Origin of the sequence: Spirillospora sp. NPDC048823, from assembly GCF_043198445.1 — a bacterium.
In the GTDB taxonomy this organism is placed as follows: Bacteria; Actinomycetota; Actinomycetes; order Streptosporangiales; family Streptosporangiaceae; genus Spirillospora.
Genome location: NZ_JBICUT010000027.1, coordinates 23410 through 49670 on the forward strand (window position 1 = coordinate 23410; position 26261 = coordinate 49670).

General features: G+C 71.6%; 27 protein-coding genes. 18 read left to right on the forward strand and 9 right to left on the reverse strand.

Annotated features, from left to right (window positions below):
* Positions 1 to 152: 152 nt before the first annotated feature.
* The 10 genes from ACGFK0_RS36675 to ACGFK0_RS36720 all read left to right on the forward strand — a co-directional run bounded on the left by ACGFK0_RS36675 (position 153) and on the right by ACGFK0_RS36720 (position 11488).
* Complete coding sequence (locus tag ACGFK0_RS36675) at positions 153 to 1790, forward strand: carbamoyltransferase (RefSeq protein ID WP_392913159.1); 1638 nt, start codon at positions 153 to 155, stop codon at positions 1788 to 1790.
* Entirely contained in the window at positions 1790 to 3523 is a 1734-nt protein-coding gene (locus ACGFK0_RS36680) for an HAD-IIIA family hydrolase (RefSeq protein WP_392913161.1), read from the forward strand. The genes ACGFK0_RS36675 and ACGFK0_RS36680 overlap by 1 nt, the downstream gene beginning before the upstream one ends.
* The gene (locus ACGFK0_RS36685; protein WP_392913163.1) at positions 3520 to 4545 is read left to right on the forward strand and encodes a glycosyltransferase family 9 protein; all 1026 of its coding nucleotides are present in this window, start codon (positions 3520 to 3522) and stop codon (positions 4543 to 4545) included. Before ACGFK0_RS36680 ends, ACGFK0_RS36685 begins: the two co-directional genes overlap by 4 nt.
* On the forward strand, positions 4542 to 5537 hold the full coding sequence (locus ACGFK0_RS36690; RefSeq protein WP_392913165.1) for a glycosyltransferase: 996 nt from the start codon (positions 4542 to 4544) through the stop codon (positions 5535 to 5537). Before ACGFK0_RS36685 ends, ACGFK0_RS36690 begins: the two co-directional genes overlap by 4 nt.
* A complete protein-coding gene (locus tag ACGFK0_RS36695) occupies positions 5534 to 6772 on the forward strand; it encodes a glycosyltransferase (RefSeq protein WP_392913167.1) in 1239 nt (412 codons plus the stop codon). The genes ACGFK0_RS36690 and ACGFK0_RS36695 overlap by 4 nt, the downstream gene beginning before the upstream one ends.
* A gap of 91 nt (positions 6773 to 6863) precedes the next feature.
* On the forward strand, positions 6864 to 7448 hold the full coding sequence (locus tag ACGFK0_RS36700; RefSeq protein WP_392913169.1) for an SIS domain-containing protein: 585 nt from the start codon (positions 6864 to 6866) through the stop codon (positions 7446 to 7448).
* A gap of 34 nt (positions 7449 to 7482) precedes the next feature.
* Positions 7483 to 8883: a PfkB family carbohydrate kinase gene (locus tag ACGFK0_RS36705; protein WP_392913171.1), complete on the forward strand. Its 1401-nt coding sequence runs from the start codon at positions 7483 to 7485 to the stop codon at positions 8881 to 8883.
* Positions 8880 to 9557: an SDR family oxidoreductase gene (locus ACGFK0_RS36710; RefSeq protein WP_392913173.1), complete on the forward strand. Its 678-nt coding sequence runs from the start codon at positions 8880 to 8882 to the stop codon at positions 9555 to 9557. The genes ACGFK0_RS36705 and ACGFK0_RS36710 overlap by 4 nt, the downstream gene beginning before the upstream one ends.
* Positions 9554 to 10522 (forward strand): glycosyltransferase family 9 protein, encoded by a 969-nt coding sequence (locus tag ACGFK0_RS36715; protein ID WP_392913175.1) that lies wholly within the window; start codon positions 9554 to 9556, stop codon positions 10520 to 10522. Before ACGFK0_RS36710 ends, ACGFK0_RS36715 begins: the two co-directional genes overlap by 4 nt.
* A gap of 9 nt (positions 10523 to 10531) precedes the next feature.
* A complete protein-coding gene (locus ACGFK0_RS36720; protein WP_392913214.1) occupies positions 10532 to 11488 on the forward strand; it encodes an NAD-dependent epimerase/dehydratase family protein in 957 nt (318 codons plus the stop codon).
* A gap of 102 nt (positions 11489 to 11590) precedes the next feature.
* On the opposite strand, the gene ACGFK0_RS36725 is transcribed toward ACGFK0_RS36720, so the two are convergent.
* The 3 genes from ACGFK0_RS36725 to ACGFK0_RS36735 all read right to left on the reverse strand — a co-directional run bounded on the left by ACGFK0_RS36725 (position 11591) and on the right by ACGFK0_RS36735 (position 14363).
* Positions 11591 to 12484, reverse strand: coding sequence for a polysaccharide pyruvyl transferase family protein (locus ACGFK0_RS36725; RefSeq protein WP_392913177.1), 894 nt, complete (start codon positions 12482 to 12484; stop codon positions 11591 to 11593).
* 299 nt (positions 12485 to 12783) lie between these two features.
* A complete protein-coding gene (locus ACGFK0_RS36730; protein WP_392913179.1) occupies positions 12784 to 13197 on the reverse strand; it encodes a hypothetical protein in 414 nt (137 codons plus the stop codon).
* A gap of 161 nt (positions 13198 to 13358) precedes the next feature.
* A complete protein-coding gene (locus tag ACGFK0_RS36735) occupies positions 13359 to 14363 on the reverse strand; it encodes an SDR family oxidoreductase (RefSeq protein ID WP_392913182.1) in 1005 nt (334 codons plus the stop codon).
* 919 nt (positions 14364 to 15282) lie between these two features.
* Between ACGFK0_RS36735 and ACGFK0_RS36740 the strand changes: the two genes are divergently transcribed.
* Positions 15283 to 15642 (forward strand): hypothetical protein, encoded by a 360-nt coding sequence (locus ACGFK0_RS36740; RefSeq protein WP_392913184.1) that lies wholly within the window; start codon positions 15283 to 15285, stop codon positions 15640 to 15642.
* Complete coding sequence (locus tag ACGFK0_RS36745) at positions 15543 to 16289, forward strand: Ppx/GppA family phosphatase (protein WP_392913216.1); 747 nt, start codon at positions 15543 to 15545, stop codon at positions 16287 to 16289. Before ACGFK0_RS36740 ends, ACGFK0_RS36745 begins: the two co-directional genes overlap by 100 nt.
* A gap of 920 nt (positions 16290 to 17209) precedes the next feature.
* On the opposite strand, the gene ACGFK0_RS36750 is transcribed toward ACGFK0_RS36745, so the two are convergent.
* The 3 genes from ACGFK0_RS36750 to ACGFK0_RS36760 form a co-directional block, all read right to left on the reverse strand.
* Positions 17210 to 17557: an STAS domain-containing protein gene (locus tag ACGFK0_RS36750; RefSeq protein WP_392913187.1), complete on the reverse strand. Its 348-nt coding sequence runs from the start codon at positions 17555 to 17557 to the stop codon at positions 17210 to 17212.
* A 160-nt stretch (positions 17558 to 17717) separates the two neighbouring features.
* The gene (locus ACGFK0_RS36755) at positions 17718 to 18587 is read right to left on the reverse strand and encodes an ANTAR domain-containing protein (protein WP_392913189.1); all 870 of its coding nucleotides are present in this window, start codon (positions 18585 to 18587) and stop codon (positions 17718 to 17720) included.
* Between the two features lie 186 nt (positions 18588 to 18773).
* Positions 18774 to 19199, reverse strand: a complete 426-nt coding sequence (locus ACGFK0_RS36760) for a hypothetical protein (protein ID WP_392913192.1) — start codon at positions 19197 to 19199, stop codon at positions 18774 to 18776.
* Positions 19200 to 19723: 524 nt separating this feature from the next.
* On the opposite strand from ACGFK0_RS36760, the gene ACGFK0_RS36765 reads away from it, so the two are divergent.
* Together ACGFK0_RS36765 and ACGFK0_RS36770 are read left to right on the forward strand one after the other, a co-directional pair.
* Complete coding sequence (locus tag ACGFK0_RS36765; RefSeq protein ID WP_392913195.1) at positions 19724 to 21070, forward strand: cytochrome P450; 1347 nt, start codon at positions 19724 to 19726, stop codon at positions 21068 to 21070.
* A gap of 279 nt (positions 21071 to 21349) precedes the next feature.
* The gene (locus ACGFK0_RS36770) at positions 21350 to 21901 is read left to right on the forward strand and encodes a hemerythrin domain-containing protein (RefSeq protein ID WP_392913197.1); all 552 of its coding nucleotides are present in this window, start codon (positions 21350 to 21352) and stop codon (positions 21899 to 21901) included.
* A gap of 327 nt (positions 21902 to 22228) precedes the next feature.
* On the opposite strand, the gene ACGFK0_RS36775 is transcribed toward ACGFK0_RS36770, so the two are convergent.
* On the reverse strand, positions 22229 to 23512 hold the full coding sequence (locus ACGFK0_RS36775; RefSeq protein WP_392913200.1) for an aromatic acid exporter family protein: 1284 nt from the start codon (positions 23510 to 23512) through the stop codon (positions 22229 to 22231).
* 180 nt (positions 23513 to 23692) lie between these two features.
* Here ACGFK0_RS36775 and ACGFK0_RS36780 point away from each other — a divergent pair, with 180 nt between their 5' ends.
* The 4 genes from ACGFK0_RS36780 (at position 23693) to ACGFK0_RS36795 (ending at position 24720) form a co-directional block, all read left to right on the forward strand.
* A complete protein-coding gene (locus tag ACGFK0_RS36780; RefSeq protein WP_392913202.1) occupies positions 23693 to 23866 on the forward strand; it encodes a hypothetical protein in 174 nt (57 codons plus the stop codon).
* 90 nt (positions 23867 to 23956) lie between these two features.
* The gene (locus ACGFK0_RS36785) at positions 23957 to 24103 is read left to right on the forward strand and encodes a hypothetical protein (RefSeq protein WP_392913204.1); all 147 of its coding nucleotides are present in this window, start codon (positions 23957 to 23959) and stop codon (positions 24101 to 24103) included.
* 24 nt (positions 24104 to 24127) lie between these two features.
* Positions 24128 to 24385, forward strand: coding sequence for a hypothetical protein (locus tag ACGFK0_RS36790; protein WP_392913206.1), 258 nt, complete (start codon positions 24128 to 24130; stop codon positions 24383 to 24385).
* Between the two features lie 203 nt (positions 24386 to 24588).
* A complete protein-coding gene (locus ACGFK0_RS36795; protein ID WP_392913208.1) occupies positions 24589 to 24720 on the forward strand; it encodes a hypothetical protein in 132 nt (43 codons plus the stop codon).
* Between the two features lie 89 nt (positions 24721 to 24809).
* Here the strand turns inward: ACGFK0_RS36795 and ACGFK0_RS36800 are convergent, their stop codons facing one another.
* Positions 24810 to 25616: an SDR family oxidoreductase gene (locus tag ACGFK0_RS36800; RefSeq protein WP_392913218.1), complete on the reverse strand. Its 807-nt coding sequence runs from the start codon at positions 25614 to 25616 to the stop codon at positions 24810 to 24812.
* A gap of 163 nt (positions 25617 to 25779) precedes the next feature.
* On the reverse strand, positions 25780 to 26261 hold a 482-nt coding region (locus ACGFK0_RS36805; RefSeq protein WP_392913210.1), incomplete at its 5' end, for a transposase.

A 26261-nucleotide genomic window follows, 5' to 3' on the forward strand; every position in this document is an offset into this window, starting at 1 on the left:
TCCTCAGAAGACCTCTTTTGCCTCGCCCGCGTTTAGCGTCCCAGTTCTCGGCTATGTCCGAAATTACCTAAAGGGGATTTTCGCCCCTTGACCGATGTCTATGACGCAGGCATCGGCTATCCCACCGACCGTGCGCCGAACGGGGCTCTGTCATGCGTGTGCTCGGAATCAACGCGATCTTCCACGACCCGGCCGCCGCGCTGGTGTCGGACGGCCGCGTCGTGGCGGCGACCGAGGAAGAGCGGCTCAGCCGCCGCAAACACGGAAAACGCCCAGTGCCGTTCTCCGGATGGGAACTGCCGGAGAAGGCGGCCCGATCGTGCCTGGACCGGGCCGGGCTAGAGCCCGGCGAGCTGGACGCCGTCGCCTACTCCTACGACCCGCACCTGGTCGAACCGGGGCTCGATGGGCACGACGTGAACTGGGAGCGGCTGCGCACGCTTTACGCACGGCGGGCCCCGAACTTCCTGTCCACCGCGCTGCCCGGGCTCGACCCGGGGATCGTCCGGTTCGTCCCGCACCATGTGGCGCACGCGGCGTCGGCGGCGCTCGCCGCCCCCCGCCCCGGCGTAGGCGACGTGCTCGTCCTGGACGGCCGCGGCGAATCCCACTCGCACCTGGCCGGGACCTACGCGAACGGTGTCCTCACCACCCTGCATGCGCAGCGGCTGCCGCACTCGCTCGGGCTGATGTACGAGGACCTGACCGAACACCTGGGCTTCCTGCCCTCAAGCGACGAGTACAAGGTGATGGCCCTCGCCTCCTACGGTGAGCCGCGGTTCCTGAACGAACTGCGCGAGCACGTCGGCGCCACCGGCGACGGCGGTTTCGCGGTCGCGCCGTTCGACTGGGGGGCGCTGGCGAAGGCCCGGACACCCGACGGCGAATGGACCCGCGACCACGCCGACCTCGCCGCGAGCGTCCAGGCGCGGCTCGAAGAGGTGCTGCTCGACCTCGCGGTCTGGCTGCGTGGCCGCACCGGGTCCGGCCGCCTCATGCTCGCCGGCGGTGTCGCGCTCAACTGCGTCGCCAATTCCCGCCTCGCCGAGACCGGGCCCTACGACGACGTCTGGGTGCAGCCCGCCGCAGGCGACGCGGGCACGGCACTCGGCGCGGCCTTGCACGTGGCGCGCTCGTCCGGTGACGAGATCGAGGCGATGCCGGGCGCGGACCTCGGCCGCGAGTGGGACGACGACGAGATCGCGGACCACCTCGACATCGCGAAGATCCCCTACGAGCGTCCCGCGGACCTGGCCGCGACGGTCGCCGAGGCCCTCGCGCACGACCGGGTCGTCGCGTGGTTCCAGGGCCGCTCCGAGTTCGGCCCGCGCGCGCTTGGGCACCGCTCCCTCCTGGCGCACCCGGGACACGCCGCGAACGTCGAGCGGCTCAATGACGTGAAGGGCCGCGAGCAGTTCCGTCCGATCGCGCCGATGGTGTCCCTCGACCGGGCGCCGGAGATCTTCGAGGGCCCGCTCCCCAGCCCGTACATGCTGTTCGTGCACCGCGTGCGCCCGGAGTGGCGCCAGCGGATCCCAGCGGTCGTGCACGTCGACGGCACCGCCCGGATCCAGACGGTCGCGGACGGCGACGAACCCCTCGTCGCCCGGATGGTGCGGGAGTTCGACCGCCGCACCGGGATACCCCTCGTGATCAACACGAGCCTGAACACCGCCGGACGTCCGATGGTCGACGACCCACGGGACGCCCTCGAGTGCTTCGGATCCGCCCCGGTGGACCTGCTGGCCATCGGCCCGTTCGTGGTGCGGCGCCGGGAGGTGCACGCCTGATGGACTACACCGTCGTGATTCCCACTGTCGGGCGGACGAGCCTGTGCATCACGCTGAGCGCGCTCCTCGCCGACCTCGACGGGATCGCGCCCGCACCGTACGAGATCATCGTCGTGGACGATCGTCCGGTCCCCGGCGCGCCGCTCCCGCTCCCGGAGGCGGGCGGGCATGCCCTGCGCGTGCTGCGCTCGGGCGGGCGCGGGCCGGCCGCCGCCCGCAACACCGGCTGGCGCGCCGCCGCCACCGAGTGGATCGCGTTCCTGGACGACGACGTCGTTCCCGGCCCCTGCTGGCCAGAGCGGCTGGCCGCCGACCTCGCAGGCCTGCTGCCCGAGGTCGCCGGCTCCCAGGGCCGCGTCCTCGTGCCGCGCCCGGAGGGCCGCCGCCCAACCGATTGGGAACGGAACACGACCGGCCTGGAGACCGCCGAGTGGATCACCGCCGACATGGCCTACCGGCGCAGCGCCCTGACCGAGGCCGGCGGCTTCGACGAGCGGTTCCATCGCGCGTACAGGGAGGACGCCGATCTGGCCCTGCGGGTCCTGGACACCGGCAGCGTCCTCGTCCGGGGCGACCGCGAGATCACGCACCCGGTCCGGCCCGCCGGTTTCTGGGCGTCCGTCCGGGCGCAGGCGGGCAACGCCGACGACGTCCTGATGCGGCGCCTGCACGGCCCGTCCTGGCGTACCCGCGCCGGCGAGGGCCGGGGCCGCCTCCGCGAGCACGTCCTCATCACGGCGTCCGCCCTGCTGGCCCTGGCCGCGGCCCCTGCCGCCCTCCGCCGCCGCGCAGTCCCGTCGGGTCCGGCCATCCTGCGTGATCGGCTCCTCCGCCGTGGTTCGACCACTGCGCGCGGCCTGGCCGCCTCACGCGAATCCACTCTCACCCGGACGGCTCGAACCTCACGCGGATTCGTGTCCCGGCACGGCCTCACTCCGCGCGGGCCGACCTCGCACAGGACCGTCCTCATGCGGACTGCGCCCACGTCGGGCGGCCTCGCCGCGTTCGCCGCCGTGGCGGGCGGGGCGGCCTGGGCGGGGCTGACGGTCCGGTTCGCGGCGGAGCGGATCCGTCCGGGGCCGCGAACGGCCGGGGAGATCGCGCGGATGGCCGTGACCAGTGCCTTGATCCCGCCCATCGCGGTGCGGCATCGGGTTCGCGGGCTCGTCCTGCACGGGCGGGCGCACCCGTGGGCCGGTCGCCGGGTGGTGTTGTTCGACCGTGACGACACGCTGATCCGGGACGTCCCCTACAACGGCGACCCGGCGCGGGTCGAGCCGGTGCCGGGGGCGCGGCAGGCGCTGGACCGGCTGCGCCGCCACGGCGTGCGGATCGGAGTCGTGTCGAACCAGTCGGGCGTGGCGAAGGGCCGCATCGCCGAGGGCGACGTTCGCCGAGTCAACGCGCGGGTCGAGGAGTTGCTCGGACGCATCGACGTGTGGGAGTTCTGCCCGCACGACGGCGGAGAGGGGTGCGGCTGCCGCAAGCCGGCGCCGGGGATGATCGAGCGGGCCGCGCGGCGGCTCGGGGCGTTGCCGGCGGAGATCGCGGTGATCGGCGACATCGGGCGGGACGTCGAGGCGGCCGCGGCGGCGGGTGTCCGCGGCATCCTGGTGCCGACCGCGCGGACGCTGCCCGGGGAAATCGCCGGAGCGACGGAGACGGCGCCGACACTGCGCGCCGCCGTCGAGCTCGTACTGGGCGGTCGGACTGGCGGGGGGCCGCGCCGATGAGGGTCCTCGTCGCACGCCAGGACAACATCGGCGACGTGCTGCTCGCCGGGCCTGCCGTGCGGGCCGTTGCCGAGCGCGCCGACGAGGTGGTGCTGCTGTGCGGGCCGCGCGGACGTGCCGCCGCCGACCTGCTGCCCGGCGTCGACCGAGTACTCGAGTGGTGCGCGCCCTGGATCGACCCGGAGCCCGACCCGGTCCACCGCGACGACGTCGACCGGCTCGTCGGGATGGTGCGGGGGTTCGACCGCGCGCTGATCCTGACCTCGTTCCACCAGTCGCCGCTTCCGCTGGCGCTGCTGATGCGGCTGGCGGGCGTCCCGTGGATCGGAGGGATCAGCGAGGACTATCCCGGAGCGCTGCTGGACCTGCGGCACCGGTCCGACGGCGACGTCCCTGAGCCGCTGCGGATGCTCGCGCTGGCCGAGGACGCCGGATTCCCGGCTCCCGCCGACACGCGGCTGCGGGTCCGCCGGCCACTGCCGGACACCGCGCACCTGACGGACGGCCCGGGCTACGTGGTCGTCCACCCCGGGACGTCGGTGCCGGCGCGGGCGTGGCCGCCGGAGCGCTGCGCCGAGGCGGTCCGGCTGCTGGACGCGGCGGGCCACCGGGTCGTCGTCACCGGGCACGGCGACGAGAAGGAACTGACCGCGCACGTCGCCGGTGAGTACGGCTTGGACCTGGGCGGACGGACGTCGCTGCCGGAGCTCGCGGCGGTGCTGGCCGACGCGCGGGCGGTGGTGGCGGGCAACACCGGGCCCGCGCATCTGGCGGCTGCCGTCGGCACGCCCGTGGTGTCGCTGTTCGCGCCGACGGTCTCGGCGGCGCGGTGGGCGCCGTTCGGAGTGCCGATGGCGCTGCTGGGCGACCAGCAGGCCCCGTGCAGGGACACCCGCGCCCGCGAGTGTCCGGTCGGGGGGCATCCGTGCCTGACGAACGTCACCGCCGACGAGGTCGCCGCGGCCGTGGAGATCGTGGCCGACGTGCAGGTGGAGGAGCAGGAGGAGGTGCCCGCGCGATGAGGGTTCTGCTGTGGCACGTGCACGGCTCGTGGGCGACGTCGTTCGTCCACGGCCCGCAGACCACGATCGTTCCGGTCGTCCCAGGCCGAGGCCCGGACGGGCGTGGCCGCCCGGACACCTTCACCTGGCCGGACCGCGCCCTGGAGGTTCCGTACGACCGACTGTGCGACGAGGACGTGGACGTCGTCGTCCTGCAACGTCCGCACGAGCTGCGGCTGGCCGAGGAGTGGCTCGGGCGGCGGCCGGGGACCGACGTCCCGGCCGTCTACGTCGAACACGACACCCCCCGCCGCACGCCGGCCGACGCGAGCCGCCGCGAGGAGGTCGTCCCCGACAGCCGGCACTTCCTGCACGACCGCTCGGACATCCCGGTCGTGCACGTCACCCACTTCAACCACCTGTTCTGGAACTGCGGGCGCGCCCCCACCACGGTCATCGAGCACGGCGTCGTGGACCCCGGTCACCGGTACACCGCCGAGATGCCCCGCGCGGCCGTGGTGATCAACGATCCGCTGCGCCGGGGGCGCGTCACCGGCGCCGACCTGCTCCCCGAACTGGCCGCCGCCGTCCCTCTGGACCTGTTCGGGATGAACGTCGTGGACGCGCCCGGAAAGCTCGGCATCCCCCCGGAGTCGCTGTGGACCTTCGAGGACCTCCCGCAGGCGCGGATGCACGCGGAACTCGCGCGCCGCCGCGTCTACGTCCACCCCTACCGGTGGACTTCGCTCGGCCTCGCGCTGATCGAGTCGATGATGCTCGGCCTCCCCGTGGTGGCGCTCGCCACGACCGAGGCGGTCGAGGCGGTGCCGCCGGAGGCGGGGGTGCTGTCGACCCGCGTCGGCGCGCTGGCCGCCGCGGCCGCGGCCCTCGCCGCCGACGCGCCACGCGCCCGCCAGATGGGCAAGGAGGCGCGGACCTTCGCCGTGGAACGGTACGGGCTCACGCGGTTCCTGCGCGACTGGCAGCGAACACTCACGGAGGTGACGCGATGAGGATAGCCATGATCTCCGAGCACGCCAGCCCGCTGGCGGCCAAGGGCGGCCTCGGCGGGGCCGACGGCGGCGGGCAGAACGTGTTCGTCGCGGAGTTGGCCGCCGAACTGGGCCGGCAGGGGCACTGCGTCACCGTCTACACCCGGCGGGACGCGCCCGCGCTACCGCGCCGGGTCCGGCTCGCGCCCCATGTGACGGTCGAGCACGTCCCCGCGGGGCCGCCCGAGAACGTCCCCAAAGACGACCTGCTGCCGTGGATGGGCGACTTCGGCCGGTACCTGCGGGACCGGTGGCGAACCGAGCCGCCGGACGTCGCGCACGCGCACTTTTGGATGAGCGGTCTCGCCGCGCTCCGGGCAGTGGACACCGCGGCCGGCGACCGAGCGGAGCGGCGGCTTGTCCCGGTGGTGCAGACCTATCATGCGTTGGGCACCGTGAAGCGCCGCCACCAGGGCGCCACGGACACGAGCCCGGCGGGGCGCGTCCGGCTGGAGCGGGCGATCGGCCGCCGCGTCGACGCGATCATCGCGACGTGCTCGGACGAGGTCGGCGAGCTGACCGCGATGGGCGTCTCGGGCGAGCGCGTCTCGGTGGTGCCGTGCGGGGTGGACCTTGGGCTGTTCGGACCCGGCGGCCCTGACGGCGCGGCCGGCGCGGACTCGCGGCACCGTCTCGTCGTACTGTCCCGGCTCGTCGAACGCAAGGGGGTCGACACCGCGATCCGGTCGCTAGCACTCCTCCCGGAAGCCGAGCTGGCCATCGCCGGGGGCCCGCCCCGCGACGAACTGGACGCCGACCCGGAGATCCGCCGGCTGCGAAGAGTCGCCGCCGATGCGGGCGTGGCCGACCGGGTCGACTTCGTCGGCCGGGTGGCCCGGACAGACGTCGCGCCGCTGCTGCGGTCGGCGAGCCTCGTACTGACGCTGCCCTGGTACGAGCCTTTCGGGATGGTGCCGCTGGAGGCGATGGCGTGCGGCGTCCCGATCGTCGCGGCCGCCGTGGGCGGGCATCTGGACACCGTCGTGCACGGCGACACCGGGCTGCTGGTCCCGCCACGCGACCCGGACGCCGCCGCCAAGGCGATCCGGGAGCTCCTCGATGACCCGATGCGCCGCGCCACGATGGGCATCGCGAGCGCCGACCGGGCCCGCGTCCGCTACTCGTGGGCGCGAATCGCCGCCGAAACCGCCGCCGTCTACCGGCGGGCCGCCGAACTCTGTGAGGTGCCCGCTTGACTCCGCACACTTCCCGTCCCTCCAGCCCAGCGGTAGGCCCAACCGGCTTGGTCCTCACCGATCGGGTGTTTGTCGCCCATTAGGAGCAGCCATGACCACGACGCAGACGAAGACCGCGCAGGACGCAAGGTTGGAGGCGCTGGCCGAGGCGGCGCTCGCGTTCCGCGAGCACGTACCGACGATCACCGTGTGGGGCCGTCGTCTGGCCCGCGTGCTCGACTCCGGCGGACGGCTGCTGACCTGCGGAAACGGCGGCAGCGCGGCGGAGGCGCAGCACCTGACGGCCGAGCTGACCGGACGGTTCGAGGGCGACCGGCGGCCGCTGTCGGCGATTCCGCTGCACGGCGACACGTCCGCGGTCACCGCCATCGGCAACGACTACGGGCCGGTCCAGGTGTTCTCCCGGCAGGTGCAGGCCCACGGGCGACGTGGCGACGTGCTGATCTGCTTGTCCACCAGTGGGCGCAGCCCGAACGTGATCGCGGCGGCGCGGCTCGCGCGGCGGCTCGGCATGTCGGCCTGGGCGGTGACGGGGCCGGGACCCAATCCGCTCACCGACGCGTGCCACGACGCGGTCACCGCCGACGCCGCGACGACCTCGACCGTCCAAGAGATCCACCTCGCGGCTATCCACCTGCTGTGCGGGGTGGTGGACGAGACGCTGGGCGCGGCATGAGCGCGGCTCTTGCCGGCCCCAGGATGGAGGGCTCATGACTGGACCGCTGGTGGTGATCGGGGACGTCCTGCTGGACGTGGACATCGTCGGCAGCAGCAGCCGCCTGTGCGCGGACGCCCCGGTCCCCGTCGTCGAGCGGGCCGAGGAGCGTCCCCGTCCGGGCGGCGCCGGGATGGCGGCGCTGCTCGCGGCCGCCGAGGGCCACGACGTGGTCCTGGTGACCGCCCTCGCCGACGACGAACCGGGCCGCCGGCTGCGCGCCATGCTGGAACGGCACCTGGATGTCGCCGCGTTCCACCTGCACGGCGGCACCCCGTGCAAGCTGCGGATCCGGTCCGGCGGGCAGTCGGTGGCGCGGCTGGACACCGGGGAAGGCGAAGCGCTGGACGGGCCGCTCGGCCCGCGCGTCGCCGAGGCGATCTCCGGCGCGGGTGCCGTGCTGGTCTCCGACTACGGCCGGGGCGTCACCCGGCACCGCGCCGTCCGCTCGCGGCTCACCGATCTGCCGCCGAGCGTCCCGGTGGTGTGGGACCCGCACCCCCGCGGGGAACCACCGGTGCCGGGGGTGGTGCAGCTGCTCACCCCGAACGAGGAGGAGGCCGCGCGGCTCGCCGCTGCCGACGGCGCCGAAATCTCCGGGTTCGGGCTGCCGGCGGCGGGCCGCCGCGGTCGGCACCTCGGCCGGTCCTGGGGACTCGACGGCGTGGCGGTGACGCTCGGCTCGGAGGGCGCGCTGCTGTGCGACGGGTCGCAGGCGCCGTTCCTGGTGCCCGCCGAACCCGCCTGCGGCGACTCCTGCGGCGCGGGCGACAGCTTCGCCGCCGGAGCCCTCCAGGCACTCGCGGACGGCGGCACGCTCCCCGGCGCCGTCACCGAGGGCGTCCGGCGGGCCTCGGATTTCGTCCGGGCAGGCGCGGCGGCGGGCGTCACGGCGCGGCTCGCCGAGACCGGCACCGCGCGGCTGGTGCCCGAGCGCGGCGAGGACGCCTGGGACGTGATCGAGCGGACGCGGCGCGCGGGCGGGACGGTGGTGGCGACCGGCGGCTGCTTCGACCTGCTGCACGCGGGCCACGTCAACATGCTGCAACACGCGCGGCGGCTCGGTGACTGCCTGATCGTGTGCGTCAACTCGGACGCGTCGGTGCGGCGCCGCAAGGGGCCGTCCCGGCCAGTGACGACGGCCGCCGACCGCGTCCGGGTGCTGGAGGCCCTCAGCGACGTGGACGCCGCTGTCGTCTTCGACGACGACACCCCCGCGCCGCTGCTGGAACGGCTCCGGCCCGACGTGTGGGTGAAGGGCTCCGACTACGCCGGGACGCCGCTGCCCGAAGCCGGGACCGTCCGGGCGCACGGCGGCGAAGTCGTCCTCCTCCCCCTGCTGGAAGGGCGCTCAACGACGCGCCTGCTGTCGACCACGAAGGGACATGCCTCATGAACGTGCTCATCACCGGCGGTGCGTCCGGGCTCGGCGCGGCCGTCGCACGGCGCGTCGCCGACGACGGCGGCAAGCCGCTGATCCTGGATCTGCACCCGCCCAAGGACGACTTCCCCTGCATGCAGGCGGACCTGGCCGACCGGCACTGCACCGAGCGGGCCGTGCACGGGCTGGCCCGCGCTCATGGCGGCTTGCACGGCGTCGTCACCGCCGCCGGAATCGACGCCTGCGGGCAGCTGAACGACGTGCCCGCCGAGGATTGGGAGCGGGTCGTGCAGGTCAACCTGCTGGGCACCGCTGCGGTGGTCCGCGCCGCGATCCCCTACCTGGAGAACGAGCCGAAGGGACGCGTCGTGACGATCGCGTCCACGCTCGGACTCCGAGCGTTCCCCGACGCCACCGCGTACTGCGCGTCCAAGTTCGGGATCGTCGGATTCACCCGCGCGCTGGCGGCGGAACTGTCCGGGCGGGTCGGCGTCACCATGGTCATCCCCGGCGGCATGGACACCGCGTTCTTCGAGGGCCGCGCCCCGCAGTACCGGCCGGGCCCCGACGCCAAGCTGAACCGGCCCGAGGACGTCGCCGCGACCGTGGCGTTCGCGCTCGCCCAGCCCGCGGGCTGCGAGGTGCGGGAACTGGTCGTCGCGCCATCCAAGGAGCCCTCGTGGCCGTGACGCCGCAACGGGCGGTCGGGGAACCGGTGCGGCGGATACTGGTACTGCGGGCCCTCGGTCTGGGCGACCTTCTGACCGCCGTCCCCGCGTTGCGGGCGCTGCGACGTGGCGCCCCCGACGCCAGGATCACCCTGGCGGCGCCGGACGTCCTGGCGCCGCTCGCCCGTGCTACGGGCGCGGTCGACGCCGTCCTGGACACGTCCGGGTTGGACGAGCCGCTGCCATCGCCCGAGCCAGTGGATACTGCCGTCAACCTGCACGGCCGCGGCCCGCAGAGCCACCGACTGCTCGCCACAACGAGCCCAGGGCGGCTGCTGGCGTTCGCCCATCCCGACTTCCCGGAGATCGGCGGCCCGGAGTGGGACGCGAGCGCGCACGAGGTGACGCGCTGGTGCGGGCTCGTCGAGGCTTACGGATTTCCCGCCGACCCCGACGACCTGGACCTGCCGCCCCCGGAGACGGCCTCCCCGGCGCCCGATGCCGTCGTCGTCCATCCCGGCGCCGCCCACCCGGCCCGTCGCTGGCCCGCAGAGCGGTTCGCGACCGTCGCGGCCGCTCTGCGAGACGCCGGAGAGCGGGTCGTCGTCACCGGCGGCCCCGGCGAGACGGGCCTCGCCCGCCGCGTTGCCGGCCTGGCCGGGCTCGACGACGCCGCCGACCTGTCCGGACACACTTCGCCATCAGAGCTCGCGGCGCTGATCGCCGGCACGTGCCTGGTGGTGTGCGGGGACACCGGCGTGGCGCACCTGGCGACGGCGTACCGCACGCCGTCGGTCGTCCTGTTCGGCCCGACACCGCCGGATCGGTGGGGCCCGCCGCCGGACCGGCCCGAGCACACGGTGCTGTGGGCCGGGCGGCACGGCGACCCGCACGGCGCCGCACGGGACCCGGGGCTGCTGGAGATCACCGCGGACGAGGTCGTCCGGGCCGCCGCCGCCCGGTTGCTCGCTCTACAACACTGCTGAGGAGAGATGATGCGACATCCACGCGCCGTTGTGACGGGAGGCTCGGGCTTCCTCGGCTCGCACCTGTGCGAGGCACTGCTGGCCCGCGGGATCTCCGTGGTGTGCATGGACAACCTTCTGACCGGGTCGTCCCGCAACATCGCACATCTGGCCGAGCGGGGCGACTTCCGGTTCATCAAGCGCGACCTCACCGAGCCGGCGCACGTCCCGGGCGATGTCGGGTACGTGTTCCATCTCGCCTCGGCGGCGTCCCCCATCGACTACCTGCGGCTGCCGGTCCAGACTCTGGAGGTCGGCAGCCAGGGCACCCGCAATGCGCTCGACCTCGCTGAGACCAAGGGCGCCCGGTTCGTGCTCGCCTCTACCTCCGAGGTGTACGGGGACCCCCTCGTGCATCCGCAGCCCGAGTCGTACTGGGGAAACGTCAATCCCGTGGGGCCGCGCAGCGTGTACGACGAGGCCAAACGCTTCGGCGAGGCGCTGACGTCGGCGTTCCGGCACTCCCGGGGCCTGGACACCGCGATCGTGCGGATCTTCAACACCTATGGCCCACGGATGCGCCCCGACGACGGCCGCGCCATCCCGACGTTCCTGCGGCAGGCACTGACCGGAGAAGACCTCACCGTCACCGGGGACGGCACCCAGACCCGCTCAATCTGCCACGTCGACGACACCGTCCGCGGCATCATCGCCCTCGCCCTCGCAGGCCATCCAGGGCCGGTCAACATCGGCAGCCCCTACGAAGTCTCGATGGCGGACCTGGCCCGGATGATCATCGAGCTGACCGGGGCACCGTCTGCGTTGCGATTCGTGGACCGGCCGAAGGACGACCCCCGCGTACGGCGCCCCGACACGACACTCGCCGAGGACGTCCTGGACTGGCGTCCTCGCATCGGGGTCGAGGAGGGACTGCGCACCACGATCGAGTGGTTCGCCCGGGAACTGGTGGTGGCCCGCCCGGCCTGACGGCCGCCCTCATCGGAACGACCGCGATGAGGTTCCCTCCTCGGCGCGGCCGTTCCGTCTAGGCGCCGCGCCGGTCGACGGCTCCCCCGTTGTGTAGGACCATCAACGTGCGCCGAGGACGTCCAGCAGCTCGCCGAGCATGGTCCCGGCCGGCGGCACCGCGGACGCGCGTCCGGCCCCCTCGGCGGACAGCGCCCAGGCCCACCACCGGTCCAATTCCACCGGGTCCAGCAGCGGCGGGCCGCCGTTCCGCGGAACGGTCACGACGGCCGGCCATCCCCACACCCGCGCCTGCGCGGAGACCTTGGCGCCACCACCAACGGGGTCCACAACCAGCGCGGGCACACCGTTCTTCAGCGCGAGAACGAGCCCGTGCAGCCGCGTCGTCACCACCAGGTCGAGCCTGCGGAACACCGACTCCAGCTCCGCCGCCGTGGTGAACAGCCGCCAGTCGCGCGGGTCGAGCCGAGTGTCCAGCGGCAGCCGGGCGCACGACCGCACGGCGAGCCACCCCATCAGTTCATCCTCGACTGCGCCGTGCCGCCCGCGCTCGCCATACTCGGGCTGCCCCGGTGCCAGCACCACGCCCACTACCGGCACGGACCCGGCCGACAGCAGCGCGGACAGGTCCGGCCGCGGGCCCGCGGCCGGGGCGTCCCGGGCCAGAACGGCGTCGAACCCGGTGACCGCCGGGTCGTCCGGGTCGATCACCGACACGCCGACGGCGATGCGGCGGCACCGTGCGTAACGGCGGTGCAGGCCGCGGACCTGCTCGCCGTGCGCGGGCCCGCAGACGAACACGACGTCGGTATACCGCCCAGGGTCGGCCGTGTCGAGGTCGACTCCGCCCGGGCGCAAGACGGGGCTCCAGGCGAGTTCGCACTCCACCCCGGCGCCGGTCAGCGCCCCACCAACCGCCTCCATCGCCAGGACATCGCCCGCTGTGGCCTCACCGTGCAGGAAACTCGGCCAGCCGGTCACCAACACACGAGGCACGCCCTCCTCGGTCAATCTCCCTCGGCCCCCTCATCAATCCAGCGAGACGCTGCCCAGCACCGGTGGCCGGTTCCGCGCATGATCTCTCAACCGTGGGTGGCGCCACAGTGACGGTTGACCCGTTTCCCGCTCCTCGCCGGACCATGCGGCCGAGCCGACCCGGCCAAAGCGAGGACGCCATTTCCGGCCCACACGCTTCCCGCATTTTGGCCCGCCCTTCGACGATCCGCTTCTCGCACTACCGGCCCGTCAGCCGTCGCGTCGCGGGGCCGCAACTCTCAAGCAAGGAGGGACGGCACTCACACCCGCTCTCCGCCCTCGTACGCGAAGGAAACCTCCGGACGGCTTCGGCGTCGACTTTCCGCCGCCACGCGAAGCAGGCTGAGGACAACGTGACAGATGCCGAGCCCGGCAAACGCTCCACCGTCTCCGACCAGCCCTCGGCAGGCGATCCGCGGCGCGACCTGCCACAGTTGGTCCTGGCCCGCCTGATGCACACCGGCGAGCTGGAACGGCAACTGCGGTTCTTGGACCGCCAGCACCGCGCGCGACGCGATGATCCGCGCGATCGCCGAGCACATGCCGCCGCGACCGTCTACTGCTCGGCCGCCGGCCTGCACCTGACCGTCACCCTCGACGCCCGTGCCGCTGGGGAAGGGGCCGCCGACCGAGCCGCGGCGGACGCCGCACTGCCACAGGTCGTCAAAGCACATCCACCGTCATGGCACTGCCAGCGCCCGCATCCGCCCCCGCCCGGGCTCGTCCCTCGGCTACGCCGCCGGAACCCCGTCCCAGATCGCCGACGCCATCGGGCGCCGTGCACGGCCTCACCCCACCGGACCAACACCCCTGAACGGCGAGGCACGGCAGGATCTCAGCCGTCCCGCCCCGCCAGTGCGCGCTGAACCGCCGCCGGAAGACGCCCGCCGCGGCCCGCACGCCGCCGTACCGTCCCCGGCCCCCGCCCCGCCACCAGCGACCGCGCCTTCAGCAGGAGGCTCCCGGCCTTGGCGCCGCGGTCGAACCGGCCGTGCGCACCCGCGTCGTCGGTGTCGTCCACTGGATGGAACAGGTTGGACCGGCGGCCGGGGTCCTCACGGGCACCGGTCTGCTGCGAGGAGAACGCCGTACGCGCCAGATACCGGTCCAGCAGCGCCGGCGCGATCCGCTGCCCCAGCAGCGTCCCCGCCGTCGACCCGCCGATCCAGTACTCCTTACGGCGCGGCCGGTCCGCGGCCAGCAGGACCGCCTGCGCGGCCACCTCCGGCTGGAAGATCGGCGGGACGGGCTGTGCACGGTTGCGCAGCCGCGACAGCACCCAGTCGAACTGCGGAGTGTTCAGCCCGGGCAGCTGCACCATCGTGATCGCCACACCGCTTCGGTCGTGCATCAGTTCGCACCGCACCGATTCGGTGAACCCCCGGATAGCGCTCTTGGCCGCACAGTACGCCGACTGCAGCGGGACCGACCGGTACGCCAGCGCCGACCCCACCTGCACGATCGCGCCGGTGCCGCGCGGCACCATCCGGTCCAGCGCCGCCCGGGTGCCGTGCACCGCACCCAGATAGCACACCTCGATCACCCGCCGGTACTCCTGCGGCGACACCTGTTGGCTCTCCCCGAACGCGGTGGAGAACGCGTTGTTCACCCACACTTCGATGGGCCCGAACTCCTCCTCAGCGCGGTTGGCCGCCGTCTCGACCTGCCCGGGATCGGACACGTCCGCCACCACCGGCAGCGCCCACCCTCCGAGCTCCCGGACGTCGCGCGCCGCGGCCTGTAGACCCTCCTCGCCGCGCGCAAGCAGCACCACCCGGTCACCGCGTGCACCGAACCCGCGGGCCACGGCACGTCCCACGCCCGCGCTCGCACCGGTCACCACCACCACCCGGCCCGTCACGACCTACCCTCGGCCGTCCGGGCCGACCACCGGCCAGCCCCCTGACCGCACACCGCAGAGCCGAACGCGCTCACCGAGCACATGATCACTCGCCCCCTTCCGAGGGTTGGACGCCTGCATATCCCGGCCGCATCTACCCACGCGGCCGACCCCCATGCGGACGTCCGCGAAGCGGGCCCCGGGGACCCTGCGGCGCGGCCAGGCCACCAGCGCCTCGGTCTCCCACAGGTCCCCGTATGGGACCCGGCACCGCCACCAACCCGGCGCGCGCACCCCCGCTGCACAATCCGGCCGCTGTCGACCACCAGCACCTCATCGACGTCCCCCAGCGCCACTAATTCGGCTGTAGGGCTGGTCGGTGGGTGGTTCGGGCTGAAAGGCGAGTCGTTCATGTGCTGGGTGACCCGAGACTGCCACCCGGCCCCCCTTGCACCGATAAGGCACCAGCGTGCGGCCGGGATTCACCACTCCCCTAGACCATGTCCTGGTCAAGACCCGCCGGTCGGCCAGCCCCGGCACAGGTCCCAGGTCCGCGTCCATCCGCCCACGCGGGGCTGGCCGCCCCCAAGAACGGGTCCACCACCTGGTCCAGCATGCCGTACCGCGCAGCGTTCTAACCCGCCGAAACGCAGACCTGTCGGTTCACGCAGGGCGCCTCCCCGCCCCGCCGCCAGATCCTCCAGCGCCACGCGACCAGGCCCCACACCAGGGCAGCCTGCAGCATCGCCGCGCCGCGGTCGCACACACGCTTGCCGTGCTAGGGGACAGCCTTCATCGCGCTCCTCCAGAACCGGGTCTCCGCACACCGCGCAGCCGGCCCCAGCCCGCCGACCTGCGCAAAACCTCGGCCCCGCACGGACGCCGGACTGACCGGGCGGAGGGGGGGTAAAGCATGCGCATGGACGACGCGCGCCTGCGCCTCGGGGTTCTCGACATCGGCTCCAACTCGGCCCATCTGCGGATCGCCGACCTCAACCCCAGGCAGGCGCCTGCCCCCGTACGGTCGGTCAAGAGCGCGGTCCGGCTGGCCGAGGCCACCGACCGGCACGGCATCATCCACCGGCCCGCCGTCGAACGGCTGATCAGCGCGGTGCGGGAGGCGGCGGCCGCGGCGGCCGCCCTCGACGTCGAGGAGATGGTCCGTTCGCCACGTCCGCGCTGCGAGACGCCGCCAACCGCGACGAAGTCGCCGCCGAGGTCCACGCCGCCACGGGCGTCCACCTCGGCTTTCTCACCGGCGAGCAGGAGGCACGGCTGACGTTTCTCGCGGCCCGTCGCTGGTACGGGTGGTCGGCGGGCCCACTGCTGCTGGCCGACATCGGCGGCGGTTCCCTGGAACTGGCCTACGGTGGAGGACGGGAACCGGAGATCGCCCTCTCCTTGCCGGTCGGCGCGGGCCGCCTTACCCGGTATCACCTGCCGCCGCACCCGCCAGTGCGCAAGCGTATCCGCAAGCAACTGCGCAGGCATGTCAGGTCCGTGCTGGCCGAGGCGGCGCAAGAGATCGCCAAGCGTCCGCCGCCGGTCCGGGCCGTGGCGACATCCAGGACGTTCACCCAGCTCGCGCGGCTGTGCGGTGCCCCCAAGGCGAAAGCCGGCCCCTACCGTGAGCGGCACTTGGACCGGCGCGACATGCATCGCTGGATTCCGCGGCTGGCGAAACTGCCCGACGCCGACCGGGCCCGGCTACGCGGGGTCAAGGCGTCGCGTGCGCACCAGATCCTCGCTGGCGCCATCGTCGCCGAGGCCGCCATGGACGTGCTGGGCTTGGACCGGCTCGACATCTGCCCGTGGGCGCTCCGCGAGGGCATCCTCCTGCACCGCCTGGACGAACTGGCCGAGGGCCGCGAGCCCGAGCATCGTCCCGTGACTCTGCGGGAGGCGCTTCTGCCCGCCATGCCCTGAACCGCCTCGGGACGCCTGTCCACTCCCGGGCGGTGGGTTCGGCATTGAGCGGCCGGTTCTGCTGGTCTGCCCATAGACGAACCAGTGCCACCAGTGCGCGGCGAAGGCGGCGTCGCAGCGCGCCAGCGTTTCACCGATCGGCACGCAGTCCATCGCGATCAATGCCGATACCGCGAGCATGTTTGGTGCATTCCGTGGCGAACGTGACTGGAGACCGGTGCGGACGGCGGTCGCCGCCGCCCGGCTCCAGGGCCATCTGATCTTCGCCTGGATGATTATGACGCCTCGCCGCCAGGGCCTGAGCCCAGGGTGTCGGTTGCCCGCCCATGCCCGTTCGCATGGCCCGGCCGGCTACGCGGGGCTGGGGCGTCGACCACGCGCACGTCTGCGCTCGGGGATCACCACGGCGTCCTCCTTGGGATTGTCGGTTTGGCGACGGTCGTGCCGTACCTGGTCTCGTCGAGGTCGCCGGTAGGCAGCTCACACAGAGCCCACGGCGTACGAGCAGTGTGATCACCTCCGCCACCGGGGGTCACAATCCGGCCCGCTGGATCGCGATCATCTGACCAGCATCAGCCCAGGTCGGGACCAGCTCCGTTGCGTCCACGGGTTCGATCTCATCATCACGAAACTGCGCGGGTCGGCCCCGCACGCACGGGGATGGTTCCACAACGCCCGCGCCGCCCTCGTCGGCCCCGCGGCGGGCCCGGCCCGGTGTGTTGCCCCCCTGCGAGCACTACTCGCATAGGTCGTTATGCCCTTGGTCCGGGGCCTGCTCAATGGGGGCGTGGCGCTGTGGGCGGCATGGCATGTCCGAGTCCGCCCAGTCCGGAGCGTGGCCCCGGTCGGGGGCGACTCGGGCGGCGGCGTGTCGGCATTGGCTGCTGCGGTGTGGGTGGTGCTCGTGGCGTGGGTGTCGCTCATTGTGCGGGGGCCGGGAGGACGGTGACGGCGCGGGTGACGCCGGTGATCTGGCAGACGCGGGCGACGACGCCGGTGGGCGGCAGCCGGATCGCCAGGTGAGCGCCGAGGGCGGTGGCGCGCAGGTGGGAGCGCAGGATGACGTCCACGCCGCTGGAGTCGCAGAAACTGCATTGGGTCAGGTCCAACTCCAGGCTGCGCGTGCCCTGGTTGAGCAGTTGAAGCACCCGGGCGCGGAGCGCCGGGGCGTTGGCGATGTCGACTTGGTCGGGAAACACCAGCACCGTCGCCCGCTCAGGACGGACTGCGGTGTGGACTTCGACGGCTTCGGCGACATGGTCGCGCATGGCTGGCCTCCGGGCAGCATCAAGGAATGCAGGGAGGGCCAGCGCTGTCGGACCCGGGTCCGCGACGCGAGACTGCGGACCTTGATCCAAAATGCACACTGTGGGGCCGAGGTGTCAAACGAGCACGGCCATATCCACCGGCGCCGCTATCGAGGGAACCTCAGGTTCGTGGGGCGCCGGGGTGGGGTGAGGGACGGCGGGCCGTCTCGGCGACCAGGCGGGCGGCGACGTCGCGGAGTTTGGCGTTGTTGTTCTGCGACGTCTGCCGCAGGATCTCAAAAGCCTGCTCGGGCGGGCAGCGACGGCGAGCCATGACGACGCCGATGGCCTGGTCGATGGTGGCGCGCGAGGTCAACGCCGTGCGCAGGTGCGCGGTCAGGGCCGCCTGGTCGGCGATGCGCACCGCCAACGCCACCGCCCCGGACAGGATCTGGGCGTACCCGCTGGCTTGACTGATCTGCTCGGGCCCGAAGGCGTCGATGGTAGGGGCGTAGATGTTCAGCGCCCCCCGCCCCTGGCTGTCGCCGCCGGGGTGCAGCGGCATCGACAGCGAGGCCCGCACACCGTGTTCCAGCGCATGGGCGGCGTAATCGCCCCACCGGTCGGGATGATGCAGATCCTTGAGGAGCACCTGTTCGCCGCTGCGCATCGAGTACAGGCACGGCCCGCGGTCCAGCTGGTACTGCACCTCATCGACCTTCTCCGCGAGCGCGTCCGAGGACGCCACCGTCGTCGGCCGACCGTCGGTCTTCATGGTGATCCCGCACGACAGGCCCACGCCGATCGTCCCGGCGGCCAGCTGCGCGATGTCCTGCATGAACCCTTCGACGCTCTCGGTGGCCAGCAGCAGCTGCTGCAACTCCGCCACCGCGTCGCCCGACAGCCGATACCCCTCATAACCGGCCGGACCGTCCCCGCCCTCCAGAACGCCGAGAGCCTCAGCGCCGTCCCCACCCTCGGACGAACCGTTAAGAACGCACCGGTCGGGATCGTTCGGGCCGAAATCGTGCCGGGACGTGTCGTCAGCCATCGGGTGCCCGGCCTAACTGCGCCGACCCTTTGGGGTGGCTGCGATTCACCTCACACCCTGGGACGGACCACCGGACCAGCAGACACGAAAAGCCTCAAAGCGGTACCTCCACCCTGCCACACATCACCCGGGTCCACCGGTCATCCACAGTGAGCCCCGGGTGCCGAAGGCGGCGCCCGCTGGACGTCAGTTGGCGTCGAGGTCGTGATCGGCCGGCGACGGTCTGCCGAACAGCTTCTTGTTGCTCCGTTCGATCTGCTCGGCGCCCTCGATCCCGTACTCGGCTTCCAGATGCCGACGCCGGACTTGCCGGTATTCACGGACCATCTCCTGCGTCCACGCCCATGCTGCTTCTCGCTCTTCGGGTGTCGGCTCCGATTGACTCGCCCACATCAACACATCCCGGTAGTCGGTCACCGCCGCTACCACGAGGTTGAGGAGAGCGTCCACGTCGCCCTGACTCAACGTCAGTACGGCACGGTGCACGTCTTCGGCCTGCACGTCGTCGTACCAGCCGACCACCTCAAGCACATCCCCGACCTGCTCGGCCGAGAACATCGCGCGGGCCAGCCCTTCGGAGTCTGCAGAAACACCCACGCTGTCGAGCATCATGGACGTCGGTCCAAGAGTCCAGCGGCCCCGACCCCCTCCCGAAATAGCTTGAGTATCTCCCGCCGCTTCGTCCAGTCTCCGCGCGTCCCCCACAAGTTCATGATCATTACCCGCATGCGCGGTCACTACCCGAGACGCCCGCGATGACGCCGGGACTGCGGCGGCAGGCACGTTCTCGAACACGCCCGGCATCAAGGGGGACCGCACACTCTGGTCGCGTGTTCGTTGCGACTCGAGGGCCCGGAAAGTCGAGCGCTTTTAGCTGCTGTCAGCCGGAGTGTGGCTATTCAGCGCTGCATGGAATGCCAACTATTGGTTCGTGGTGCCGCCGCCCGGATGGGCTGCCGGGACGCGGACTCGGAGGAGATCCCAGGTCCACGTATGGCGATGCTGAGGAACGCTGGCGATCGGGAGGAGGCTGGATCCAGTCCGTATGCGGGAGGTCACGCGGCGGTTTGTTTGCCGTGGCGGTGAGCGGTTAGCACCTGGCTGATGCGAAGGGGGGAGATGTGCCGACTGTTCAGGTGAAGCCAGGAGCGACCGAGGCGCCGCCGGCCAGGGCCACGGTCGCCGACACGCTGAGGATCGGTGGGACGGTGGTCGTCCCGGCCCTCGCGCGGGGTGTGCTGGCCCGCCGCCCGCGTTTCGTGGCGCTGGCCGAGGCGATCCAGGCCGATCGCCGTGCGGCGCGCCTGCTGCAACGGTTGCGCGCACGGTACGGAACCGGGCCGCTGCGGCTCGCCGTACCTGGACGCTCGTTCGCCCTGATCCTTTCGCCGCGCGACGTCGAGCGGGTGCTGACCGGCTCGCCCGAGCCGTTTGCGATCGCCTCGAAGGAGAAGCGCGCCGCCATCGTCCACTTCCAGCCGCACGGCGTGCTGGCCTCGCACGGTGAGGAGCGCGCCGACCGGCACCGGTTCAACGACGACGTGCTGGACGCATCGCAGCCGGTGCACCGGCACGCCGACACGCTCACCCTTAAAGTTCGCCAGGAGGCGGACGGGCTGGTCGGTGCCGTCGCGCTCGCCGGGCGCCTGGATTGGGCGGACTTCCGGATGGCGTGGTGGCGGATGGTGCGGCGTGTCGTCCTCGGGGACGCCGCCCGCGACGACTCCGAGATCAGTGACCTGCTCACCACATTGCGGATGAACTCCAACTGGGCGTTCGCCCACCCCAGGCGTGCCGGCGTGCGGATCGAGTTCTTCCGGCGGTTGCGCCGCTACCTGGACGATCCCGATCCTGGCAGTCTGGCCGGGTTGATGGCCGCCGTCCCGAAATCGGAGGTCACCGAACCCGACGACCAGGTGCCGCAGTGGCTGTTCGCTTACGAGTCCGCCGCGCTGGCCGCCTTCCGGATACTCGCGCTGCTGGCGTCCCATCCCGAACACGCCGAGCGCGCCAGCCGCGAAGCCGAGGGCGGTGACACCGACCTGCCGTTCCTGCGGGCGTGCGTCCGGGAGTCGGTGCGCCTGTGGCCCACCACCATGACGATCCTGCGCGACAGCACCCGCCCGACCCAATGGGCGGGCCAGACCCTGCCCGCCGGGACCGGGTTCCTCGTACACACACCGTTCCTCCAGCGAGACGACGAAACGCTGCCCTACGCCGACTCCTTCCGGCCCGGCGTCTGGCTGGACGGCACGGCGGAGCACGACTGGGCTGTCGTGCCGTTCAGCAAGGGCCCCGGACAGTGCCCCGGACGGAATCTGTCGCTGCTCTCGGCAAGCCACTTCCTCGCCGCGTTGCTACGCGCCTACGACCTCAGGCAGGACGTCGGTCTGCGGCTGTCCGCGGACCGGCCGCTGCCGCGCACGCTGAGCCCTTTCCGGTTGGGCTTCGACGCCCGGCCCCGCACCGCCTGCCGGTCGTAGGTTCGTTCGGCGACCACTACCCCAGGTCGACCGACTGCATGGCCGGACGGTGCCTCCGACTTGTCGCGGTGCTCGTCGAAGACGCGGTCGCTCAACGTTGATCTCGCCTTGTACTCCTCGAACCGCCAGCAGGTGTCCTGGACGTACCCGGTGCTCAACATGGTCCAGTGGGTCCCATTGAGCATGTATTAACCCTGCTCGGCGCAGCCCGAGCACCCGGTGATTGAAGCCCGACCTCCGGGTATTGGCTCTGTTCGAACCCTGAATAGGAGATCGATCATGACCGAACAGACCGAGAACGTCGTGGATCTGCTGATTTCGCAGCACGGGGAGATCCGCCGCCTCGCAGCGATCGTGGACGACAACAGCGGCCAGGTCCGCAAGGACGCCTTCGACCGGCTGCGTGAACTGCTCGCCATCCATGAGACCGCCGAGGAGGAGGTCGTTCATCCGTTCGCCCGACGCTCCACCGACGACGGCGCACATGTCGTGGACAAGCGACTGGAGGAGGAGCACGACGCCAAGGGCGTCCTGTCCGAGCTGGAGGGGATGGACCCCGATTCGGTCGGTTTCGAGGAGACGTTCTCCAAGTTCCACAAGGATCTGGAGGCGCACGCCTCACACGAGGAGAAGGAGGAGTTCCCGCGCATCGCGCGCGTGGCCACCCCTGAGCAGATGAGCGGCATGGCCAAGGCCGTCCGGGCCGCCGAGGCGGTCGCACCGACCCACCCGCACAAGGGCGTGGAGTCGCCCGCCAAGAACCTCACCGTCGGCCCGATGGCGGCCGTCGCTGACCGGGTCCGCGATGCCATCGGAAAAGTCCGCGGTTGACCTGTTTCGAGTGGCCTCCCTGCGGGCCGCTACTCTCCCGAGAAGGCGTGGTGGCCGAACACAAGAATGGAGAGGACGAGCCGCGAACTGGCTGGCGCGCCGCAGGGATAGCCCTGCAGGGCGCGGACCCCGACTCGCCGACGAGCACAGCTCTGCCGCCGACCGCATGATCGAGGTCTGTAACCTGCCCCGGCGCGACACCGCGGAGCTCGTGGCAACGCTTGACTACGGCGCCGACCGGCTGCAGCAGCCCCAGCGGGCTGGTCGTTGAGCACGCCACCCGCGCTGGCCTGAACCCCGACCGGGTCCTGGACCTCGAACTGGCAGTCAACGAGCTGACCGCCAATACCGTGATCCACGGTGGCGGGACCGGGCGCCGCAGCTTGCCGGAGAGGCTCCGGGTCCTGATCGGGCTTCGTCGACGCCGTAATTGAGGACATCGCTGGTGTATTGGAATTCGTCCATCAGCCGGGCCGCTTCTGCCATGAGGATGCCGTGCGGCTGGCCGGGGTCGCTGAGCGGTACCGAGTCGGCCTGCGCGTCCTCCCGCAGCCGGTCATGGCACCTCTGGGCTTCAGCGGTCGCTTCGGAAAGTTCCTGAGCCTGGTCCTGCAAACGGTCTTCGTCGATCCGGCCGAGCAGTTCGGCGATGCGGGCGAGGGATGCCATGAAATCGCCGTAGGCGCGGAGAAAGTCGAGCTGGCCTCGGCTGCCGTCGGCGTCGTGCCATTGGTCGAGGCTGCGGGCCATGGAGGCCACCTGGTCGCAGACGCGTTCGAGGGCGTCGACAAGCGCCTGGTAGTTCTGAAAAGAGGATCGGCGCCGGTGGCGATGACGCAGACGGCGCGGGTTATAGAGAATGCTCTCCCAAGCGGTGTACACCGACAACTGGGCCTGTTGCGCGATTGGCCCCAATTGTGAGGCGCGCTGCCGCCAGCCCTGGGTGCGTTCTTGCTCCAGCTTCCCTTCCTGCAGTGCCGGGTAGATGTCGCCGATCAACCCGTACAGCGAATGCGCCAAGGTGTGGATGCCGTGCTCGGCGCTGCGGTAGCGCATGGGCGGAAATATCAGGTTCATCAGGACGCCGATGCCGCAGCCGATGAGGACGAGGACAATGATCTGCCCGATCCCGGTCCACCGCTCGGAATCAGTGGTAGCCGCGACATAGGTGGAAAAGGCGAAGAGGGCGGCTGTGGCGACCTGAGAGCCCTGGGAACCCAGCGGTCGCCACCGTCCGATGGCCAGCGCCGCCAATGCCACCAGCACGAACGTGAACAGGCCCGGGCCCACGAGAGCGCCCAGAACGCCCTGAAGCCCCACTCCCAGGACGACCGCACCGACGTAACGCAGGGCCTGGAGCACCGACTGATAAACGGTGACCTGCATGATCAGTATCGCCGAGAACGGCGCGAAGGCCGGTGACTCTGCGGCCACGACATCGTGGGCGATCGCCCACGATGCGGTGGCCGCGAGCGCGCTCTTGGCGATGAGGGCAAAGGTGTGCCACTCATGGCCGCCCCGAGCCGCTCGACCGAGCCATTGCCTCAAGCGGGCCACCCGCCCCAGGGACGCCGCTTGCGTACGTTGCGATCCTGGCGCGGCCTCGGCCATCTCACCCCTCCGCATATTCTGGTTCCGCCACGGCAACGACCAAGAGCTACCCCCTGCCGGCCGCAGCAGACTGCGAAGAGAATCACAATCGCCACGAGAGGCTGCACGCCCTGAGACCTTTTCGGGCCCGAAGCTTCCGGGTCACGGGCGAGGGCGAGCTGGGTGAAGGCGGCACCCGGCATGATCGATGAGCAGGAGACCTATGTCGTGCCGTACACCTGGCGGCGGCCGCTCACTCTCGCCCTGGTTGCGCTCGTTCTGGCGGCCCTCGGTACCGGTGCTCTGCTCGCGGTGTTCCGGGACGGGACATCGGCCCGCAGCAGTTCGCATTGGTCGCGACAGCGCTCGGCGTGATGTGCCTGGGCGTGGTGACGCTTAGGCGGTCGGCACAGCACGCCGCCGACTGCAGCGCGAAGTCGCGTTTTCGGTCACCGGCAAGGGCGTGTGGCTGGGCGCCCCGTCGAACTACTGCTTCCCTGGGAGCAGGTCGCAGCGATCGACGTGGTGCATCATCACACCCGCGAATGGACGCTGCTGAACTGGCTGGACCTGCCCTGGCGAAGCCAGGTCAGCAAGGGCCGCTACGTATAGGGGACCAAGCTTCGCTGCACCGGTATGGGGTTGTTGGTGTCGGAGCCGAGCTTGCCGTCGGTCGGCCGGACGTTGAGCGGCCATGCCGCCGGCGAAGATCTGCTCCTGCAGTGCGCGGACCAGCGCGAGGGCGGCTGCCTCGTCCAGACCGAGCAGTTGCTGGCGCTCGGCGTGCCGCAGGATCGGAGCTATATCGACCCGGGTTTCGACGTGTTCGAGGTCAACCTGGGCCACTGGCGCACCCGCGACATGGCGCTGGTGAAGAAGAACGGCAAGCTCTAAGGAGCGTGCCAGCGCGGTCCATCGAGTTCGACGCCATCACCTGGCAGGGATGCCCGCCGAGGGGCGGCGACTTCTTCGCCACCCGCGACACCAACGTTGGAGCGGGGCCGCCGAGGCGGCCACCGATCTGCGCGCTGCTCATGATCCACCGTGGCGTACCGGCACGCCAAGCCGCTGGGTGCCTGTGACCTCGGTCTCGGCAGGTGTTCAACATCGCGAGCCTGCCACCGGACGCCCTTGTCGTCGCCATCGGCGATGTTGGAGCGATCCTGAGGGGAGTCGTCGGTCTGCTCGGCTATCACCGCGTCTGGGACTTCTTCCCGCCCGACGCCTGACGGTGCCCAGGCGGTTGAGCGCCTCTCGGAAGGGTGCGCTCAAGCGCACTCACCGCCCGATGTTTGCTCCAGCCGTGTCGCCGGGTGGGTCAGCGGGTGGTGGTCAAGCCGCCGGTGACGCCGATGATCTCGCCGATGGTGTAGCTGGAGTCCGGCTCTGAGGCCAGGTATACGTACGCCGGTGCTATTTCCTCTGGTTGCCCTACGCGTCCCATCGGGCCTTCGCTGCCGAGATGGGCGAGGCCGTCCTGCGGCATGTTCTGGTCGGCGATGTTGAGGACGGTCCAGGTGGGGCCTGGCGCTACCACGTTCGCGCGGATGCCGTCCTTGGCCAGGTGGAAGGCGATCGACTTGGTGAAGTTGACCATGGCGGCCTTGCTGGCCGCGTAGTCGATCATCGTGTCGCTGCCTTTGAGCGCTTCCTCCGAAGCGGTCGCGATGATGGCGTCGCCCGCCTTCAGGTGCGGACGGGCGGCTTGCACGAGATGGAAGTACGCGTAGGTGTTCACCTTGAAGGACCGGTCCCAGTCCTCGAAGGAGAGTTGCGACAGGTCCAGTTGGCTGTTCAGGTGGGCGGCGTTGTTGACCAGAATGTTCAGGCCGCCCAGTTCCTGCACGGTCCGCTCGACGACTTCGCGGCAGAACGACGCGTCGGACAGGTCGCCGGACAGCTGCAGGCATGTGCGGCCTTCGGCCTCCACTGCGCGGCGGGTCTCTTCCGCGTCCGGCTGCTCCTCGGGCAGGTGCACGATGGCGACGTCGGCGCCCTCGCGCGCGTAGAGGACCGCCACCGCCCGGCCGATACCGGAGTCGCCGCCTGTGATCAGCGCTACCTTGTCGCGGAGCTTGTCCGCCGCGCGGTAGCGTTCCGCCTGGTAGCGCGGCCTGGCCTCGATCTTTCACGCTGCTGAAGCGTCTGCCTGAACGGCGTGACGAGCGTCCCCGGGAGCGGGTTTTCGGTGTCGGAGCATGCTGATGGCCCGGCTGCCGGGCCGGGTGGCCGGGGGTTCCACGGGCCCCGGGGGCTCCTTCCTTGGTCGCAGGGACGGTTTGCGCTGGTCAGGTGGGGTGCGGGAGGGTCTGGATACGCTTCCAGGCGGTGGTGATCGCTGTGGCCCAGGGCCAGGTGGCCGCGATCTTGAGGGTCTTGCGGCGTCCGCCGCGCACGAGGCGGGCGGCGGTGTGGAAGACCCGGTAGCGCAGCGTCTTGGGCTCTGCTTTGGCGAGCTTGCCGTCGAGGGCGAGGTGCCGGAGCCAGGACAGCAGGATGCAGGCGGTCATCGACGCGTCCAGCCATGCCTTGTTCATCCCGTAGTGACGGGAGGGGAAATGGCCCAGGCCGGTGTCCTTGCCTGTGCGGATCACGTCCTCGACGCGGGCGTGGACGCGGTGGCCTGCGTCGATGTAGGCGCACTGGCCGCGCCAGCCCCTGGTGTCGGCGGGCAGGTTCGTCGCCCACAAGGTGTAGCGCCACCCGTCTTGTGCCTCGAACAGGGTGAGCTGCGCTCCGGGGTGGGGCCGCTCGCGGCGGGCGAAGACCC